The organism is Enterococcus sp. LJL128 (genome assembly GCF_056924295.1).
In genome coordinates this window covers 1-15,666 of the sequence record NZ_JBXPBP010000010.1, presented here as the reverse complement: position 1 = coordinate 15,666, position 15,666 = coordinate 1, and the positions used below count along the sequence as shown (strand labels likewise).

15 protein-coding genes are annotated in these 15,666 nt (G+C 40.6%); 6 read left to right on the top strand and 9 right to left on the bottom strand.

What is annotated here, in order from left to right; genetic code table 11:
* Window positions 1–68 precede the first annotated feature (68 nt).
* Window positions 69–1,313, top strand: coding sequence for an L-lactate MFS transporter (locus AC1Z3K_RS12275; RefSeq protein ID WP_426084808.1), 1,245 nt, complete (start codon window positions 69–71; stop codon window positions 1,311–1,313).
* A 149-nt stretch (window positions 1,314–1,462) separates the two neighbouring features.
* Here AC1Z3K_RS12275 and AC1Z3K_RS12270 read toward each other — a convergent pair whose 3' ends face one another.
* The gene (locus tag AC1Z3K_RS12270; protein WP_461732864.1) at window positions 1,463–1,675 is read right to left on the bottom strand and encodes a zinc ribbon domain-containing protein; all 213 of its coding nucleotides are present in this window, start codon (window positions 1,673–1,675) and stop codon (window positions 1,463–1,465) included.
* Between the two features lie 310 nt (window positions 1,676–1,985).
* Here AC1Z3K_RS12270 and AC1Z3K_RS12265 point away from each other — a divergent pair, with 310 nt between their 5' ends.
* Window positions 1,986–2,963, top strand: a complete 978-nt coding sequence (locus tag AC1Z3K_RS12265; RefSeq protein WP_461732863.1) for a biotin--[acetyl-CoA-carboxylase] ligase — start codon at window positions 1,986–1,988, stop codon at window positions 2,961–2,963.
* 6 nt (window positions 2,964–2,969) lie between these two features.
* Here the strand turns inward: AC1Z3K_RS12265 and menA are convergent, their stop codons facing one another.
* The 3 genes from menA to pplA all read right to left on the bottom strand — a co-directional run bounded on the left by menA (window position 2,970) and on the right by pplA (window position 6,189).
* Window positions 2,970–3,929: a 1,4-dihydroxy-2-naphthoate polyprenyltransferase gene (gene menA / locus AC1Z3K_RS12260; RefSeq protein WP_461732862.1), complete on the bottom strand. Its 960-nt coding sequence runs from the start codon at window positions 3,927–3,929 to the stop codon at window positions 2,970–2,972.
* A gap of 14 nt (window positions 3,930–3,943) precedes the next feature.
* Complete coding sequence (locus AC1Z3K_RS12255; protein ID WP_461732908.1) at window positions 3,944–4,981, bottom strand: FAD:protein FMN transferase; 1,038 nt, start codon at window positions 4,979–4,981, stop codon at window positions 3,944–3,946.
* Between the two features lie 269 nt (window positions 4,982–5,250).
* On the bottom strand, window positions 5,251–6,189 hold the full coding sequence (gene pplA / locus AC1Z3K_RS12250) for an extracellular electron transfer flavoprotein PplA (RefSeq protein ID WP_426084804.1): 939 nt from the start codon (window positions 6,187–6,189) through the stop codon (window positions 5,251–5,253).
* A 278-nt stretch (window positions 6,190–6,467) separates the two neighbouring features.
* Here pplA and AC1Z3K_RS12245 point away from each other — a divergent pair, with 278 nt between their 5' ends.
* The 4 genes from AC1Z3K_RS12245 (at window position 6,468) to AC1Z3K_RS12230 (ending at window position 10,812) form a co-directional block, all read left to right on the top strand.
* The gene (locus AC1Z3K_RS12245) at window positions 6,468–8,396 is read left to right on the top strand and encodes an FAD-dependent oxidoreductase (RefSeq protein ID WP_426084803.1); all 1,929 of its coding nucleotides are present in this window, start codon (window positions 6,468–6,470) and stop codon (window positions 8,394–8,396) included.
* Window positions 8,397–8,816: 420 nt separating this feature from the next.
* Window positions 8,817–9,233 (top strand): NusG domain II-containing protein, encoded by a 417-nt coding sequence (locus tag AC1Z3K_RS12240; RefSeq protein ID WP_461732861.1) that lies wholly within the window; start codon window positions 8,817–8,819, stop codon window positions 9,231–9,233.
* A gap of 17 nt (window positions 9,234–9,250) precedes the next feature.
* Entirely contained in the window at window positions 9,251–9,805 is a 555-nt protein-coding gene (locus tag AC1Z3K_RS12235) for a Gx transporter family protein (RefSeq protein WP_426084801.1), read from the top strand.
* A 23-nt stretch (window positions 9,806–9,828) separates the two neighbouring features.
* A complete protein-coding gene (locus tag AC1Z3K_RS12230; protein ID WP_426084800.1) occupies window positions 9,829–10,812 on the top strand; it encodes a polyprenyl synthetase family protein in 984 nt (327 codons plus the stop codon).
* A 52-nt stretch (window positions 10,813–10,864) separates the two neighbouring features.
* Here AC1Z3K_RS12230 and AC1Z3K_RS12225 read toward each other — a convergent pair whose 3' ends face one another.
* The 5 genes from AC1Z3K_RS12225 to AC1Z3K_RS12205 form a co-directional block, all read right to left on the bottom strand.
* On the bottom strand, window positions 10,865–11,563 hold the full coding sequence (locus tag AC1Z3K_RS12225; protein WP_461732860.1) for an alpha/beta hydrolase: 699 nt from the start codon (window positions 11,561–11,563) through the stop codon (window positions 10,865–10,867).
* A 174-nt stretch (window positions 11,564–11,737) separates the two neighbouring features.
* Window positions 11,738–13,090, bottom strand: coding sequence for a glutathione-disulfide reductase (gene gor, locus AC1Z3K_RS12220; RefSeq protein ID WP_461732859.1), 1,353 nt, complete (start codon window positions 13,088–13,090; stop codon window positions 11,738–11,740).
* A gap of 97 nt (window positions 13,091–13,187) precedes the next feature.
* Window positions 13,188–14,429: a peptidase U32 family protein gene (locus AC1Z3K_RS12215; RefSeq protein ID WP_426084797.1), complete on the bottom strand. Its 1,242-nt coding sequence runs from the start codon at window positions 14,427–14,429 to the stop codon at window positions 13,188–13,190.
* A gap of 90 nt (window positions 14,430–14,519) precedes the next feature.
* Window positions 14,520–15,440, bottom strand: a complete 921-nt coding sequence (locus AC1Z3K_RS12210) for a peptidase U32 family protein (protein ID WP_461732858.1) — start codon at window positions 15,438–15,440, stop codon at window positions 14,520–14,522.
* A 41-nt stretch (window positions 15,441–15,481) separates the two neighbouring features.
* Window positions 15,482–15,666, bottom strand: a 185-nt coding sequence (locus AC1Z3K_RS12205; protein WP_461732857.1) for a hypothetical protein, incomplete at its 5' end; no start/stop codon positions are given.

Sequence of the window (15,666 nt, the reverse complement as noted above, 5' to 3'; positions counted from 1 at the left end):
GCAAACGTTATGTATATCTCGATAACATACAAGGGTTTGTGAAAATGAAAAGAGTGAGAGTGAGACAAATGAAACAAGTGAAAAACAGATGGCTGATTGCCGCATCAGGAATCGCTGTACATTTATCAATTGGCTCAGCTTATGCATGGAGTATCTATACAAAACCAATTGCTGAGCTGACTGGCTGGGAGCAGGGACCTATATCCTTTGCTTTTAGTATTGCAATTTTCTGTTTAGGGGTTTCAGCTGCATTTATGGGGAAATTTGTTGAAAAATTTGGTCCAAGAAAAACCGGAACAGTAGCATCCATTATGTTCGGAAGCGGCATTATATTGACAGGCGTTGCTGTTAATATCCAATCATTACCGCTGCTGTATCTAGCCTATGGGATTATCGGCGGAATAGGCTTGGGGGCTGGCTATGTCACACCTGTTTCGACAATGATTCGATGGTTCCCGGATCGACGAGGACTGGCAACTGGTATGGCCATCATGGGCTTCGGCTTCGCATCCTTGATTACAGGTCCGATTGCTCAGAAATTAATGCTTGCTGTCGGCATTCCAAAAACATTTTATATTTTAGGTGCCTGTTATTTTGCAGTGATGTTCATCGCTTCTCAATACCTGGAAAAACCACCTGTTGACTGGCGACCGGCCGGCTATGAAGAAAGCAATGAAAAACAAACGAAAAATCATGTTAAATTAAAGGAAGATTATTCACAGCTGGCTGCGAATGAAGCCATTAAAACAAAACGCTTTTGGCTGCTATGGTTCATGCTGTTTATCAATATCACCTGCGGTATTGCGTTGGTTTCAGCTGCTTCACCTATGGCTCAGGAAATCACAGGCATGTCTGCCGCTATGGCTGCTGCCATGGTGGGAATTATGGGCTTGTTCAACGGAGGCGGCCGATTGTTTTGGGCCACTCTTTCAGATTACATCGGGCGTCCCAACGTGTTTACAGCTATTTTTATTATCGACGTTATTGCTTTAACTGCATTATATTTCTTCAGTTCACCAATTTTATTTGCTGTTTTAATCTGTATCATCATGACTTGCTACGGCGCAGGCTTCTCTGTAATTCCTGCCTATATTGGCGATGTCTTTGGTACAAAGGAGCTGGGCGCCATTCATGGTTATATCTTAACGGCTTGGGCTGCTGCTGGAATGGTCGGTCCATTACTGCTTTCCTTTGTTCACGAAACGTTTAAAAACTACAATACAACTTTACTGATTTTTATTGCTTTCTGCTTAATCGCATTAACCTTATCAATCCTTATTCGCTCAGATTTAAAAAAAGCAAAAGCGAACTAGAAAAAAGAGAGGGTAGACCCATCTGTTGATGAGTCTACCCTCTTTAGTATCTTTTACAGCCAGAACTGAGCTCCTACAGCATAAAAAAGAGCCGGACAGAATTTGCTCTGTCCGCTCTCTGCTATTTCAACAGCTACCAGCTGAGGTATTTATCCACCTATTAAGAAGTCAAGAACGTTCCAGCCGTCTGAAGTAGTTCCGCGATACAGCTCAGTAAAGCCGCACTGAGTACAGCTAATTGTAATAAATTTTTTGTTTTGCACATCGAAAATCTTAGCAAAGTTGCCCCCAGTAGCTTGAAACTGATCCGACACATAATGCATGTTGCCACACTTCTCACAAACAAATTGTTTCTTATCCATTTTTTTCTTCCTCTTTTCTTGTATCATTGATAAAATTATATCAAAAATCTACACTTCTCACATACATCCAAAGGATGAATTTTAACTCAATGTTAAGACGTATTTTTCTCTCTATGATGTGGTAAAGTTATAGATATCCCTTCAAGAAAAAGATAGGGGAGAATGTTCCACCCTGCATTCAATTATTTTGCACGCATCTGATTTTTTCAGATACTCCTTCACTAGGAATAACTGGCGCTTTTAGTAAGAGAAATCTTTAATAGAAATTATGTAGATAAGAAAACCACTGAAAAAATAAGGACGTGAACTTATGACAACTAAAGAAAACGTGCTGACACTACTAATGACTCAAGCACCTGAATTTATTTCCGGTGAGGAAATGGCACAGAAGCTTGAAGTCTCTCGGACTGCTATTTGGAAGGCAATTAAGGAGCTTAAAAAAGAAGGTTATCTCATTAACAGCAGTACAAATAAGGGCTACCAATACCTGCCCTCTGATATACTCTCTGCTGAAGGAATCCGCTTGTATCTTTCAGAGAAAACGCCTGACCTGTCTATAAAAATTTTGGACTCCTCCACTTCTACAATGCGGGATGTAAAGCTTGCGGCGGTCAATGGCGAGCCTGAGAACACCCTTGTCGTTGCTGATATGCAGGAAGCGCCGAAAGGTCGTTTCGGCAGACCTTTTTTTGCTAAAAAAGGCGGCGGCATTTATATGAGTATTCTTTTGCGTCCAAATCAGCGGTTTGAGGAGATGGCTCAGTATACATTAATTATGGCCGTTGCAATCGCCGAGGCACTAGATAAAGCTGCTGGAATTGTTTCTGAAATCAAATGGGTGAACGATATCTATATTAATGGACGCAAGGTCTGTGGTATTCTTTCCGAAGCAATGAGCGACGTGGAATCAGGACAAATCACAAATATCGTTATCGGCATGGGCATCAATTTTGCTATCAGACAGGATGAGTTTCCAGAGGACATTCGTGATAAAGCAACCTCCTTATATAGTGACGGTCAGCCGACAATAACAAAAAATGAATTGATTGCACTAATCTGGAATCGTTTCTACAAAATTCTAAACGAAAAAGACACTGCTTATTTAGATATCTATCGAAAAAAATCCTTTGTTCTCGGTAAAGAAGTTACTTTTATTCAGAAACAAGTAGAATATCAGGGGATTGCAAAACAAATTAATAATCTAGGGGAATTAATCGTCCAATTACCAAACGGCGATGAGAAAGCTTTATCTTCTGGGGAAATCAGCCTGAAAAAAATACAGGGATGACTGCAGTCATCCCTGTATTTTTTCAAGTATTATTGTAGCCAGCAACCCTGCTAGGTAGCTTCCGTTGAACAGCACTAAATTGCTGATGGAAAACCTGAAGCTTTTAGGCTGCGGCAATTCTTTTCTAAATTGCTGAAGATTTTTACGAATCTTGGGAAAGGATACCAGCACCAATAGAATCGGCCACTTGAAAACACCAAAAAGCAGGCCTAGTAATATGATACCGTAGCAAAACAACATCAGCAGCTGAAAAAGCAGCGTCCCTTTTTTTCGCCCAATATAATATACTAGCGTATAGCGATGATTTTCAATGTCTGTATCCAAATCCCTTAGATTATTTGCCAACATGATATCTGCAATTGTCAAAACCAGCGGTAGAGAGGCCCAGATAACAGCCAATAACTGCCATAAATTTCCAGTCAGTGCAAATGCCCCTTGGCTAAAATCCAGCTTTAGATAGAACGGCGGATTTTTGACTACATTTAAGTAGACAACCATAGCAAAAATGCCTAATCCCATTGTAACTCCGCTGAAAACTTCTCCTAAAGGCATTCGTGATAGCGGTATTGGTCCAAATGTGTAGAAAATCCCAATCAGACAGCACACTCCACCCATGACCAGCAGCAGCCAGCCTGTCTGAACAGCTAAGAATACACCGATTACTGCTGTGAAGGCAATCATCCCAAAAATCATGTTTCTTACCAAGACAGGTGAAACTCCTGAGGAGCCGATGATATTTTCTTCATGCTTGTATACTTCTGATTTTGCTTTTTGGTAGTCCATATAATTATTGATTGCTGTGGTTGCCATATCAAAAACAACCATCCCACTAAAAAATAATAGTGTATGCAGCCAGGATACCTGCTGGAAATAGGCAATCGAGAACAAAACGCCTACTGCAAACGGAAACAGACTAGCCAGCTTAGTACGGATTTCTACAATCTCTAAGAACACGTTTAGTGACATAAATTATTTACCCCTTATTTCAATTCTGAACGGTTCCCCATTGTATAACCAGAGTCTTCGCCAAGTTCAAATGTTTTTTCAATATCTTTGCTGACATATACTTTATCTTCTTTTGTTACAAAAATTACATCCACATCATCCAGACCTTCTACATACTCCAGACCTTGTTTCACGCCCATAGCAAATACTGCTGTAGAAAGACCATCGCCATCTATTGATTTATTCGTGATGATGGTCACTCCAGCAATATCGTTGTCAAACGGATACCCTGTTTTAGGATCAAATAGGTGGTGGTAGGTTTCCCCATTCACTTTCAAATAGCGCTCATAGATGCCTGAAGTAACCAGTGTTTTATTACTTTCTTTGACAGTACCAATCACTGTATTACGCGCTTTATTCGGATCCTGAATTCCAACGTTCCAGTCTTCCTTTTCGCCTCGTGGACTATGCCCCATAACATAGACATTTCCACCTAAATCGATAATTGCCGTAGTCACACCATTGTCTTTCAATACCTTTACTACTTCATCTGTAATATAACCTTTTGCAATAGCTCCAAGGTCCAAAGCCATTCCCGGTTCTTCCAGAAATACTGTTTTTTCTTTATCATCCAGAACAACTTTATGATAATCCACCAGCTTGAGCGCTTGATCAATTTCTTCCTGCGCCGGCTTGCGGGCATCGTCAAAGCCAATGTGCCATAGTTGCGTAATCGGTCCAATGGCCATATCAAAACCGCCGCTTGAATCTTCACTATATGTGTAGGCTTTTTTCACTAGACTATAGATATCATCGGATACTTCAACTGGTTTAATTCCAGCACTTTCATTAATCTTATCGATTTCAGATCCTGGTTCATTCACCGTTATTCTGTCACCCAAATCTTTCACTCGTTCAAAAGCTTTATCTAATATACTCTCTTTACCGTCATCGTAAATTCTAATTTGGACGTAGGTTCCAAGAAGCAGCTCCTGCTTTGAATAAGGCTCTTTGTTCACCTTTACCTCATCCTTTTTTTCATTGCCGCATCCGCTAATCAAAACTGCTGTCATAAATACTAATACAGCTGTCAGCCACCACGTGCGTTTTTTCATCCGTATCCCTCTTTTCAATTAAACGTTTTTCTACCCTAATCTCTAAAAAGCACCTTCAAGTATAATCCAGCGCAGAAAATTTAACTAGTAAAATCACCCTTATATCACAATACTATGTATAGAAGCAGTTTTGATAGCCTTAAAATCAACGAAAGAAACTAAAACAAAGACAACCAAAGAGAAATAGATTCTCTCTGGTCGCCGGATGGTTCTTTAATTAGTAAGAACTATTTTTTCATAACGATGTTATCAACGAGGATTTCAGCAGTATCGCCTTTTTCAGCAGCATTGATTAATTGTTGTGCATAGATTACAAATGAATGGAAGCTGTGAGTTGCTCCAGTTACAACATCCATTTCAGCAGGAGAGCCGTCTTCTTCACCCATTGCTTTAACAAACTCTTCGTTAAATGTTGGGATAAATTCTGCTGGGTCAGTACCTGCTTTATCTTTCATCATTTCATTGTATTCAGTATCTTCTTGTTTAGATTTACCTTCATCATTTACATTGTCGTATTTAGATTCAGTTACTTTACCGTCTTTTACAACCATTGTAAATTCAGTGTGGTAGCCGTTTGAGTTATTTTGCTCTTTCAATGTGTATGAACCGTCTTTCAGTTCAGCACCATTATCGATTTCGATTGTTTCAGTATTACCAGCTTGAGCAGCTTGGATTAGTTGTTGCGCATAGTTTTGGAATGAATCAAATGAATGTGTCGCTCCTGAAACTACATCGATATCAGATGGTGATTGTTTAGCAACCAACTCTTCGTTAAATTTAGGAATAAATTCTTCTGGATTCGTACCAGCTTTATCCTTCATGTTTTTATTGTAGTCTGCATTGTCAGCTTTTGATTCGCCGTCTTTATTGATGTTGTCATATTTAGACTCTGTGATTTTACCGTCTTTTACAGTAATTTCAAAAGATACACGGTAGTCGTTTGAATAATTTTTTTCTTCCAATTTATACGTACCGTCTTGTAAATCAGCACCTGCTTCTTTTACTGCTTCTGCTGCAGAAGACTCTGCTGTTGAAGATGAAGCTTCTGTTGATGAGGCAGCACTTGAAGAGCTCGCTGTATCTTTATTGTCTGACCCACATGCAGCCAGCACCATTGTTGTTAGTGCAATTGCTGCAAAACTTTTCACAAATTTGTTTGCTTTCATTTTTATTAACCACCTTTTTCATTATATAATACTTGAGACTTGTCACAAAGGTACTTTGTGATTCAATTAACATTCTAACCAATTCCATACTTATGTCAATACAGCACTGTAAGAAAATTAAAAATTTACCAGTTTTTCACAAATTTTTAATGTGAGGTCGGTTATTTTTTTAAATCAATAATTGCTATTAGACAAATTCATTCACACACTATATAATGTACTCGATTGCGAAATTATGATCAATTTTATATTTTTATTTTTTAAGGAGCGGATTATCAATGACAAAGCAAAAAATTGTCGTTGTAGGTGCGGGTTACGCTGGGGTATCAGCGACCAAATTTTTAGCCAAAAAGCTAAAAAAAGATGACGTAGAGATCACTTTGATCGACCGCCATTCTTATCACACTATGATGACAGAGTTGCACGAAGTAGCAGGAGGACGTGTAGAGCCGACCGCCATTCAATATGATTTGCAACGGCTGTTTTCACGCAAAAAGAATGTTCAGCTTGTCACAGACACAGTAACAGGGATTGATAAAGACAAAAAAATCGTCAAAACAAAACTGGGGTCTTACCCGTTTGATCAATTGGTTATTGGTATGGGTGGAGAACCGAATGATTTCGGAACTCCGGGAGTAAAAGAAAACGGCTTTACACTATGGTCGTTTGAAGATTCATTGAAGATTCGTGAACATATCGAAGCAACAGTTGAAAAGGCGGCAATGGAGCCGGATGCTGAAGTTCGGAAAGCAATGCTGACATTCGTTGTCTGCGGTTCCGGATTTACAGGAATCGAAATGATTGGTGAGCTAATTGACTGGAAAGATCGTTTGGCAAAAGATACAAAACTTGATCCAAGCGAATTTACCTTGATGGTTGTTGAAGCTATGCCGACAATTCTGAATATGTTGACACGCAACGATGCAGCAAAAGCAGAGCGTTATATGGAGAAGAAACAAGTTAAATTATTAAAAAATTCTCCTATTGTTGAAGTTGCAGCTGATCACATTAAGCTGAAAGACGGTACGGAAATTCCAACGCATACTCTGATTTGGACTGCTGGTGTAAAGGCAACCTCTGATGCAGCAGACTTCGGTTTAGAAGCAGCGCGCGGAAATCGACTAATTGCTAATGAGTTCATGCAGGCAAAAGGTTATGAAGACAAGAATATTTATATCATTGGTGATTTGGTTTATTATGAAGAATTTCCTGATACACCAACACCTCAAATTGTTCAGGCTGCTGAGCAAACTGGACATACAGCTGCCGCAAATATCGTAGCAGATATCAAAGGCGGCGAAAAACATAAGTTTAAAGGAAACTATCAAGGCTTTATGGTTTCAATCGGCGCTAAATGGGGCGTAGCCAATCTCTTTGATAAAATTCATTTAAGCGGCTTCTTAGCAATTATTATGAAGCATATTGTCAATTTGAAGTATTTCTTTGATATTCGTTCTGGTTATTATATGTTCCAATATATGATGCACGAGTTCTTCCATATTAAAGATGACCGTAATGTTGCTAGAGGACACTCTTCCCGTTATGGCAATGTTTTATGGAGCGTACCGCTGCGAGTATTCTACGGAATGATGTGGCTGGTAGAATCCATGAAAAAAATTGTCGGTACTGGAGATTACCTGAAACCCGGCACTTGGTTTGGCGAAGGCTCTTGGTTTACAGACAAGGTGGTATTCCCATTCCCATGGCTTCAGGAACAAGTAACAACTGGCGCTTCTGCCGCAGCTGAGGCAACGACAGCTGCCAGCGGTGCAACGGATGCTGCTGCCGATACTGCTGCTCAAGCAGCTCATTTCGGACTGAGCTATGCATATGGCGAAGAACCAATGATGGTCTTTGATCATATGCCTAAATGGTTTGAAAGTGTAATGAAGTTCATGATGCCAAATCAGGAAGTTGCACTATTCTTCCAGAAATTCATGACAATTGTCGAAGTACTGATTGCTTTAGCTTTGATTGCTGGTCTATTCACATGGCTGTGCAGCGCAACTACAATTGGTCTAGTTGCTGCTTTCTGTTTGTCAGGGATGTTCTACTGGGTAAACATCTGGTTTATCTTCGTAGCAATTGCCTTAATGAACGGTTCTGGACGTGCAGTGGGTCTGGATCGCTGGGTAATTCCTTGGCTACAGCGTAAACTCGGCAAATGGTGGTATGGAACACCGAAATCGAGGTACGGAGCCAAATAACTTCAAAGTATTTCATTTGAGGCTGGATTAAAGCTTTCAATATTCTACCGTCTATTCGTATTAAGACAGAATGACTGTCTAGGATTTTATTTATAATCCAGGTTCGCTGTCTATTCGATTTTAAATCGGCTGTAAAAAATCAGGACAGAAGTGATTAGCTTCGTGAAGTAATGAGAGGCGACGGAAAACTGCTCCGCAGATTTCCCGTCTGTCTCACTTATTTCCGAGAAAATCGCTTCTGTTCTGCCGTTTTTTTACAGTTTATTAGCACATAGAGAATCACTCATTAGATACCTTCAATAATCTACTTTCTCTATTCTTAAATCTTTCATCAAAAAAAAGGCTGTCTTTTGAACTTGTTTTGTTCAGCATTCTCCCTGAATGTGCTAAAATTAAGAACTGCAAAGGAGAGGAAAGAAAATGAACATAAAAACGTTTATCAAAAATAGCCATCTCCGTCCATGGGATATTATTATTATCCTGCTCTTGGCAGTCGGTTCTTTTTTGCCCCTTGTTGTTTTAGGCATGCAGAGTGATGATACAGCAACCCTACAGGCTGTTTTAAAAGTAGATGGAAAGACGATTAAAACCTTTGATTTAAAGGAAGGGACTCCAGTCTATACATATAAATATGAAGATCCAGATGGTGATTACAATTTAATTGAGGTGGATGGCAACCGTATTCGAATCACTGAAGCAAATTGCGGCGATTTGGCATGCGTACGCCGCGGCTGGATATCTCGTCCCGGCGAGACACCCATTGCTTGTCTGCCGCATAATTTATTTATCACCGTAGAGGCTTCAGATGGAAGTGAGGACGGCAGCCTGATTTACTAGGGCGCCTATAGTGCATAATGACGAAACTACAACGAAATATTTATATCTCTATGCTGGTTGCCCAGGCCGTAATCATCTCTTTGCTGGAAAATATGATTCCTTACCCATTTGCTTTTGCTCCAGGAGCAAAGCTGGGATTAGCTAATTTAATTACGATTATTGCTATTTTTACAATGAAAAGAAACCAGGCTTTTTTTCTGATTTGCTTACGGCTGATACTGGCAACTCTGCTGGGCGGCACGCTCTCCACTTTCTTCTACAGTGCCAGCGGCGCAATTCTCAGTTATCTTGGTATGCTCTTAGTAAAGCAGCTGGGACCCAAACGTGTGAGTATCATTGGTATCAGCGCTGCCGGTGGTTTTCTGCATAATATCGGACAGCTCTTGACTACTTCATTTTTTGCACAGTCCTGGGCACCAATGCTCTATCTGCCGTTTCTATCTTTTTTCGGGCTATTGTCTGGAATTGCGATTGGAATTGCTGCCAACTATTTATTGAAACATGTTCAGACACTTAGAAAGTTTCAGCTGGATTATGAACAACACTCGAAACAAAAATGGGAGATTTTTTAAAAAGAACTAAAGGAGTTTATCCTATGAATATCCATCAAATGTGGAAGCCTTATCCCCAATTAGCCAACGAACTTGAATTAACTCTTCGGGCAATGGAAAAGGGCATCCAAATCAAAAATAAAGATGTAGAGCAGGCTATTTTAAAAATGATTCATTCCGGCGGCAAACTGCTGCGCCCAGCCTATCAGCTATTGTTTTCCCAGTTTGGTCCTCAAAGAGACCGGGAAAAGGCTGTCGCACTAGCTGCCTCAATTGAAATGCTCCATACTGCTACTCTGATTCACGATGATATAGTTGATGAGGCAGACAGTCGAAGAAGCCTGCCAACTATCCGGTCTACCTTTGGTAATCAGACAGCTGTTTATGCGGGCGACTATTTATTCGTCTGCTGTTTTAAGCTTTTATCTGAGTATTCTTCCTCATTAAAAAGCATTCAGCTTAATTCTCATAGTATGGATAAAATCCTTTCTGGAGAGCTTGGGCAAATGGACACTCGTTACAATAGTTCTATGACAATTGAGCAGTATATCGAAAATATTTCTGGAAAAACTGCTGAGCTTTTCGCATTAAGCAGCTTTACAGGAGCTTATGAAAGCGGCTGTTCTGCAAAGTTTTCCAGCAAATGTAAAGAAATTGGTGAAAATATTGGGATTGCCTTTCAAATAATCGATGACATTCTCGATTATACTCAGACCTCTGAACATATTGGCAAACCTGTATTAGAGGACGTCAAGCAAGGCGTTTACTCGCTGCCCTTACTTTATGCACTAAAAGAGAACAAGGAACTGCTGGGCTATTTGGAAAAGAAAGAAAACTTATCCACAGAAGATACACAACATGTTTATCAGCTTGTTCAAAAAGCCGGCGGTGTGGATAAAGCTCAGAAATTAGCAACCGAGTATACTCAGAAAGCCCTAAAGGCCATTAAGAAACTTCCTGATACAGAAGAACAAACTAGAGAAACTCTTTTAGAGATTACTGAAAAAATATTGAAAAGAACGACTTAAAAAACAACTGCTAAAAGTTCATCCAACTTTTAGCAGCTGTTTTTTGATTAAATCAGACATTTAAGAATGTCATAATATCCTGAACGGCCTGATCCTTATTCTCACTTTCAAACATCTGATGAGTACCGCCGTCATATAACTTGATGCTTGCTTTTTGATCAAGACATTTCAAAATATAATCCGCACTTTTATAATGTGTCGTTTCATCACGTCTATTCTGCAAAATCAGTATTTTCTGTTTCATTTCCTCTGGAAAACTGCTGCGCAGCTTTTTCTTCGTTAAATTCCAAAGCTTTAAAAATTCCAGACAAGCTCGGAGGGAGACGTTTCCTGCAGAAGAAAAATAATACAACAGACGATGGCGCTCGCTTTTAAACAGAAGTCCTTTCAAAATATCACTTGTCATCACCGAAAAGTTATACAAGTGCATCGGTGTATTACAGAAGATAATTTGCTGGATTGATTGCCTTTCTGAATGCTGAATAGCCAAGAGTCCTCCCATCGAAAAGCCCACCAGTGTGATCTGCTGATAATTAGTCTCCAGTTCATCCAGTTTCATCTCTACACTTTTAAGCCACTCCTGATATACTGATTGAGAAAACTCTTTGCGGCTGCCGCCGTGACCAGCAAGACGCACTGTAAAAACCGCCGCGGATCTTTCCTGCAGAGACTCATACAGATGCAGCAGCTCACGTTCATCTCCGCCAAATCCATGTATGAGTAAAATGGCCTGCTTGCTTTTATTATCCATACACTACTCCCCTTTGTATCCTCTCTCTATTGTAGCAAAAACCAGCATCCCGAACTATCAAAAAAAAACAGTACAGCTCTTACTGGTCAGCCAAGATGCTTTTCAACAGTCAAACACACTCTTAAAAATACCTTTATCCACCCAATCTGAACTCTACTGCGTTTTCCAGTGTCCTTATCTCATGGTTACAAACTCTTCTGCACCAGTCGGATGAATAGCTACCGTATTATCAAAATCTTTTTTCGTAGCACCCATTTTCACTGCAACTGCAAAGCCCTGGAGCATCTCATCCACACCTAGTCCAATTGCATGAAGTCCGACGATTTTCTCCTCTTGACCCACACAAACCATTTTTATATCACATTTTTGACGATATTCCCCCAAAGCAAAATACATGGGTGTAAAAGTCGAACGATAAAGTTTGATTTGTTCTTTTCCATACTTCGCTATCGCTTCTTTTTCAGTTAGTCCCACTGTTCCAATTGGCGGATGTGTGAATATAACGGTTGGAATCGTTTCATAATCCAAATATTCCTCTGTTTTACCGTTGAACAATCGTTCAGAAAGACGTCTTCCCGCAGCAATCGCTACAGGTGTTAAATCGATTTTCCCAATCACATCACCCACTGCATAGATTCCTTTTTGAGTTGTATTTTGATACTTATCGACTTTCACATAGCCTTTTTCATCCAGCTGTACTGCGGTATTTTCTAAACCTAAACGATCCGTATTGGGTTCACGGCCAGTTCCAAAAATAATGCAATCCGCTGTAATATCCATCCCGTTTTCAAAGCAAATCAACAGCTCACCGGATTCTTTTTTCTCTATAAATTTTGGCACAGCATTTGGATGAACCATCATACCGGATTTTTGGTAATGCTCAACTGCTTTACTAGAGAGCATTTCATCGAAGCTGCGCAGCGGATGATCCTTGCGAAACGCCCAGTGTGTTTCACTGCCCAGACCTAACACTGTTCCAGCAAGTTCAGCAGCAACATACCCTGCCCCTATAACAACAACACGCTTTGGCAGTTCTTCTAATGCAAAGAAGCCATTGGAATCAATTGCATACTCTTCACCGGGTATCCCCAATTTTTTAGGACGGCCGCCTACTGCAATCAGTATATTAGGAGCCGTATATGTTTCCTCACCTGCCTTGATTGTCTGTTCATCAATAAACTGAGCATACTGATTTACCCGCTCAACATGGTTTGAATCTAATCCTCTTTGATAAGCTGTATGTAAGAATTCAATATACTCTTCACGATTTTGAACAAGCTTGCGAAAATCAAATGAGCGGATATCTGCATCGAAGCCGTAGCCAGCCATATCCCGTTCCAGCATTTCTCTCATCGTACTAGCCTGCCACATTACCTTTTTAGGGACACAGCCGACATTCACACAGGTGCCGCCAATCGCTCCGCCTTCAAGAAGCAGCACCTTAGCGCCATGCATCCCTGCACGATTAGCAGAAGCAATGCCGCCGCTGCCTCCTCCTATTACAATATAATCATATGTCTTAACCATCTTTCTCCTCCTCCAATACTCAATTGAAAAAGGCTGATAACAGTTCTTGATCCTGTATCAGCCTAAAAGCTGAAAATCGTTCTTTCAGCTCTATCATCTATTTCTTTTTGCGAATCATATCTCCGACAGAAACAGGCTGAGCCACCGGCATCGTCAAAATCATCATTGGATTAGGTGCCCGATCAATCGACTCGCCATCTTCATTGTACATCACTTCTACTGTTTGATAGAAATGATTGAACCCAGGACCATAAAATTCAATTTCATCCTCTACACTGAAATGATTACGCTGGCGAATAGTCGCTGTTTGAGTTGCTGGATCGTACCCCATTACTTCACCAATAAATTTATATTCAGGAATTTTCCGGCGCGGACCAAATAACTGTTCCTCTTCAGAAGGCGTATTATAATAAAACCCTGTAGCAAGCTCCCGCTGTGCTACTTTCCACAGCTCGTCCACCCATTCCTGTTTACATTCATAGTTCTCCGGATCTTCCATATAGGAATCTACTGCTTTTTTGTATACATTAGCAACCGTCGAAACATAATGAATGGATTTCATCCGGCCTTCAATTTTGAAGCTATCCACACCATTTTCAATTAACTCAGGAATATGTTCAATCATTGACATATCAACAGCACTCATGGAAAACTCTTCTTCAACAGTACCCTTTGCAGTCAGGCTGCGTTTTTCTGTTCCAAACGGCATATCATACAAATCATATTTCCAGCGGCAGGATTGAGAGCAGCCTCCCCGGTTAGCATCACGCATTGACATATGATTAGACAATGTACAGCGTCCTGAATAGGAGATACACATCGCTCCATGAATGAATGCTTCAATCTCTACGTCTGTATTTTTACGGATTTCTGCAACTTCCGCCATTGAAACCTCACGGGCAAGAACGACCCGCTCAAGACCTTCATTCTTCCAGAATTCCAATGTTTCATAATTGGTTGCTGAAGCCTGTGTTGAAAGATGAATGGGCAATCCCGGTGCTTCCTCTGCACAGATTTCTATCAATGCGGGATCAGAAACAATCACTGCCGCAATGCCCAAATCTCTAAGCTCACGGAAGAATTCTCCAGCGCCTTCCTCATTTCCTTCATGAGTAACCATATTTGCTGCTACATATACTTTCGCATTATGCTCTTTGGCAAAGGCCACCCCTTCCTGCATCTCTTCATAGGTGAAGTTGCCGGCACGGCTTCTCAGTCCATAGGCATTTCCACCGATATATACAGCGTCCGCACCATAATGAATGGCAACCTTTAGTTTTTCCAGCGTCCCGGCTGGCGCCAGCACCTCGGGACGCTTCAATGTTCGCTCTTTTTCCATCTTTCTTGACTCCTCATCCTCATAATATTAGTCCTGTCGTCTCTTTTCAGCCGACACTGACCTCATTTTCTGTTAAATAAAACGTCTTGATTATCTAATTTTTGCTGGATCTAAATGAAAGAAACCAGTATCCAGTCCACGCCCAGCAGGATGCAGCTGATTGATTTTTTCTTGTAAATCAGCAGCAGAGGCCTCAGACCAGCCACCTGATTCCAAAGCTGATTTTGCTTCAACAAACAGCTTAGCCACCTCAACAAAATTCGTCCCCGGTGCATAAATACCATCAAGCTTCCACGTCTGATACCCATGCTCATATAAGTGATGCAGCTCGTTCATCATACTGATATCATTATCCGCAAAAATATGCGTACCGTGACTATCCTCATAGATTGAATAATGCGTATCTTCCTTTTTAGGCTCCGATAGAAACAATCCACGTTCCTTATCCTTTTGTTCATCCGACTGTGTATAATTATAATAATTCTGCAGCAACGGACGTTTGGATTGATGAATGCAGGTTGCTCCATACACTAGCACTTCGACTGGCACAGCTAGATTTTCTGCCATTGCAGTCATTTCCTCAAAAGGAACCTCTCTAGCTAAAACTGCTCCGACAGCTCCCCGCTTCGCCCAGAAATTAATCTGGCGAGAACTGGTCACCATTGTTTCACCATCGTAGATAAAAGAAATAGCCGTTTTTTTCTGCTGTAAAAGATAAATAATTCCCGGATCGCCGACAACGATTCGATCCGGTTCAATCTCACTCAAAAATTCCAGGTATTCCGGAACCAGCTTCATTTTATCCGGATGCATAATACCATTTACAGCAACAATCACCTCTTTACCTGCCTCATGAGCTAAAGTGATAATCTGTTGCTGCTCTTCCCTTGAAAAAGAGGCGGGCAGCCTCAAACCAAACGTTTCTTCGCCAATATATAAGGTATCTACGCCAGCAGCCAGCAGTTGTTTTGCCTGCTCCACAGATTCTGCTGTTGCAATAATTTCAATCATTGTATTTCCTCCCTTTATGACTGTTCAATAGTATCACAGGTTCACAAACTTTCCAATAGAGTAAAGGGCTTTCCTTTGGTTTTCACAAAGAATTCTGGCTCTATACTTTTTGATGTTGGTGGAATTCCACCAATATCTTTTTTATTTTCCAAAACAATAGAAAAGACACCTTGAAATCCTTTAGAATTAATTTGGCGAACCAATCCAAAAGGAGGAATCAAGATGT

What these genes read in the sequence shown, in the direction of transcription:
- AC1Z3K_RS12240 (WP_461732861.1), top strand. Translation starts at nt 8,817, where the DNA reads ATGAACATAAAAACGTTTATCAAAAATAGCCATCTCCGTCCATGGGAT.
- AC1Z3K_RS12255 (WP_461732908.1), bottom strand. Translation starts at nt 4,981, where the DNA reads ATGACAGCAGTTTTGATTAGCGGATGCGGCAATGAAAAAAAGGATGAG.
- AC1Z3K_RS12270 (WP_461732864.1), bottom strand. Translation starts at nt 1,675, where the DNA reads ATGGATAAGAAACAATTTGTTTGTGAGAAGTGTGGCAACATGCATTAT.
- AC1Z3K_RS12245 (WP_426084803.1), top strand. Translation starts at nt 6,468, where the DNA reads ATGACAAAGCAAAAAATTGTCGTTGTAGGTGCGGGTTACGCTGGGGTA.
- AC1Z3K_RS12230 (WP_426084800.1), top strand. Translation starts at nt 9,829, where the DNA reads ATGAATATCCATCAAATGTGGAAGCCTTATCCCCAATTAGCCAACGAA.
- AC1Z3K_RS12225 (WP_461732860.1), bottom strand. Translation starts at nt 11,563, where the DNA reads ATGGATAATAAAAGCAAGCAGGCCATTTTACTCATACATGGATTTGGC.
- AC1Z3K_RS12215 (WP_426084797.1), bottom strand. Translation starts at nt 14,429, where the DNA reads ATGGAAAAAGAGCGAACATTGAAGCGTCCCGAGGTGCTGGCGCCAGCC.
- menA (WP_461732862.1), bottom strand. Translation starts at nt 3,929, where the DNA reads ATGTCACTAAACGTGTTCTTAGAGATTGTAGAAATCCGTACTAAGCTG.
- AC1Z3K_RS12275 (WP_426084808.1), top strand. Translation starts at nt 69, where the DNA reads ATGAAACAAGTGAAAAACAGATGGCTGATTGCCGCATCAGGAATCGCT.
- AC1Z3K_RS12265 (WP_461732863.1), top strand. Translation starts at nt 1,986, where the DNA reads ATGACAACTAAAGAAAACGTGCTGACACTACTAATGACTCAAGCACCT.
- AC1Z3K_RS12210 (WP_461732858.1), bottom strand. Translation starts at nt 15,440, where the DNA reads ATGATTGAAATTATTGCAACAGCAGAATCTGTGGAGCAGGCAAAACAA.
- gor (WP_461732859.1), bottom strand. Translation starts at nt 13,090, where the DNA reads ATGGTTAAGACATATGATTATATTGTAATAGGAGGAGGCAGCGGCGGC.
- AC1Z3K_RS12235 (WP_426084801.1), top strand. Translation starts at nt 9,251, where the DNA reads ATGACGAAACTACAACGAAATATTTATATCTCTATGCTGGTTGCCCAG.
- pplA (WP_426084804.1), bottom strand. Translation starts at nt 6,189, where the DNA reads ATGAAAGCAAACAAATTTGTGAAAAGTTTTGCAGCAATTGCACTAACA.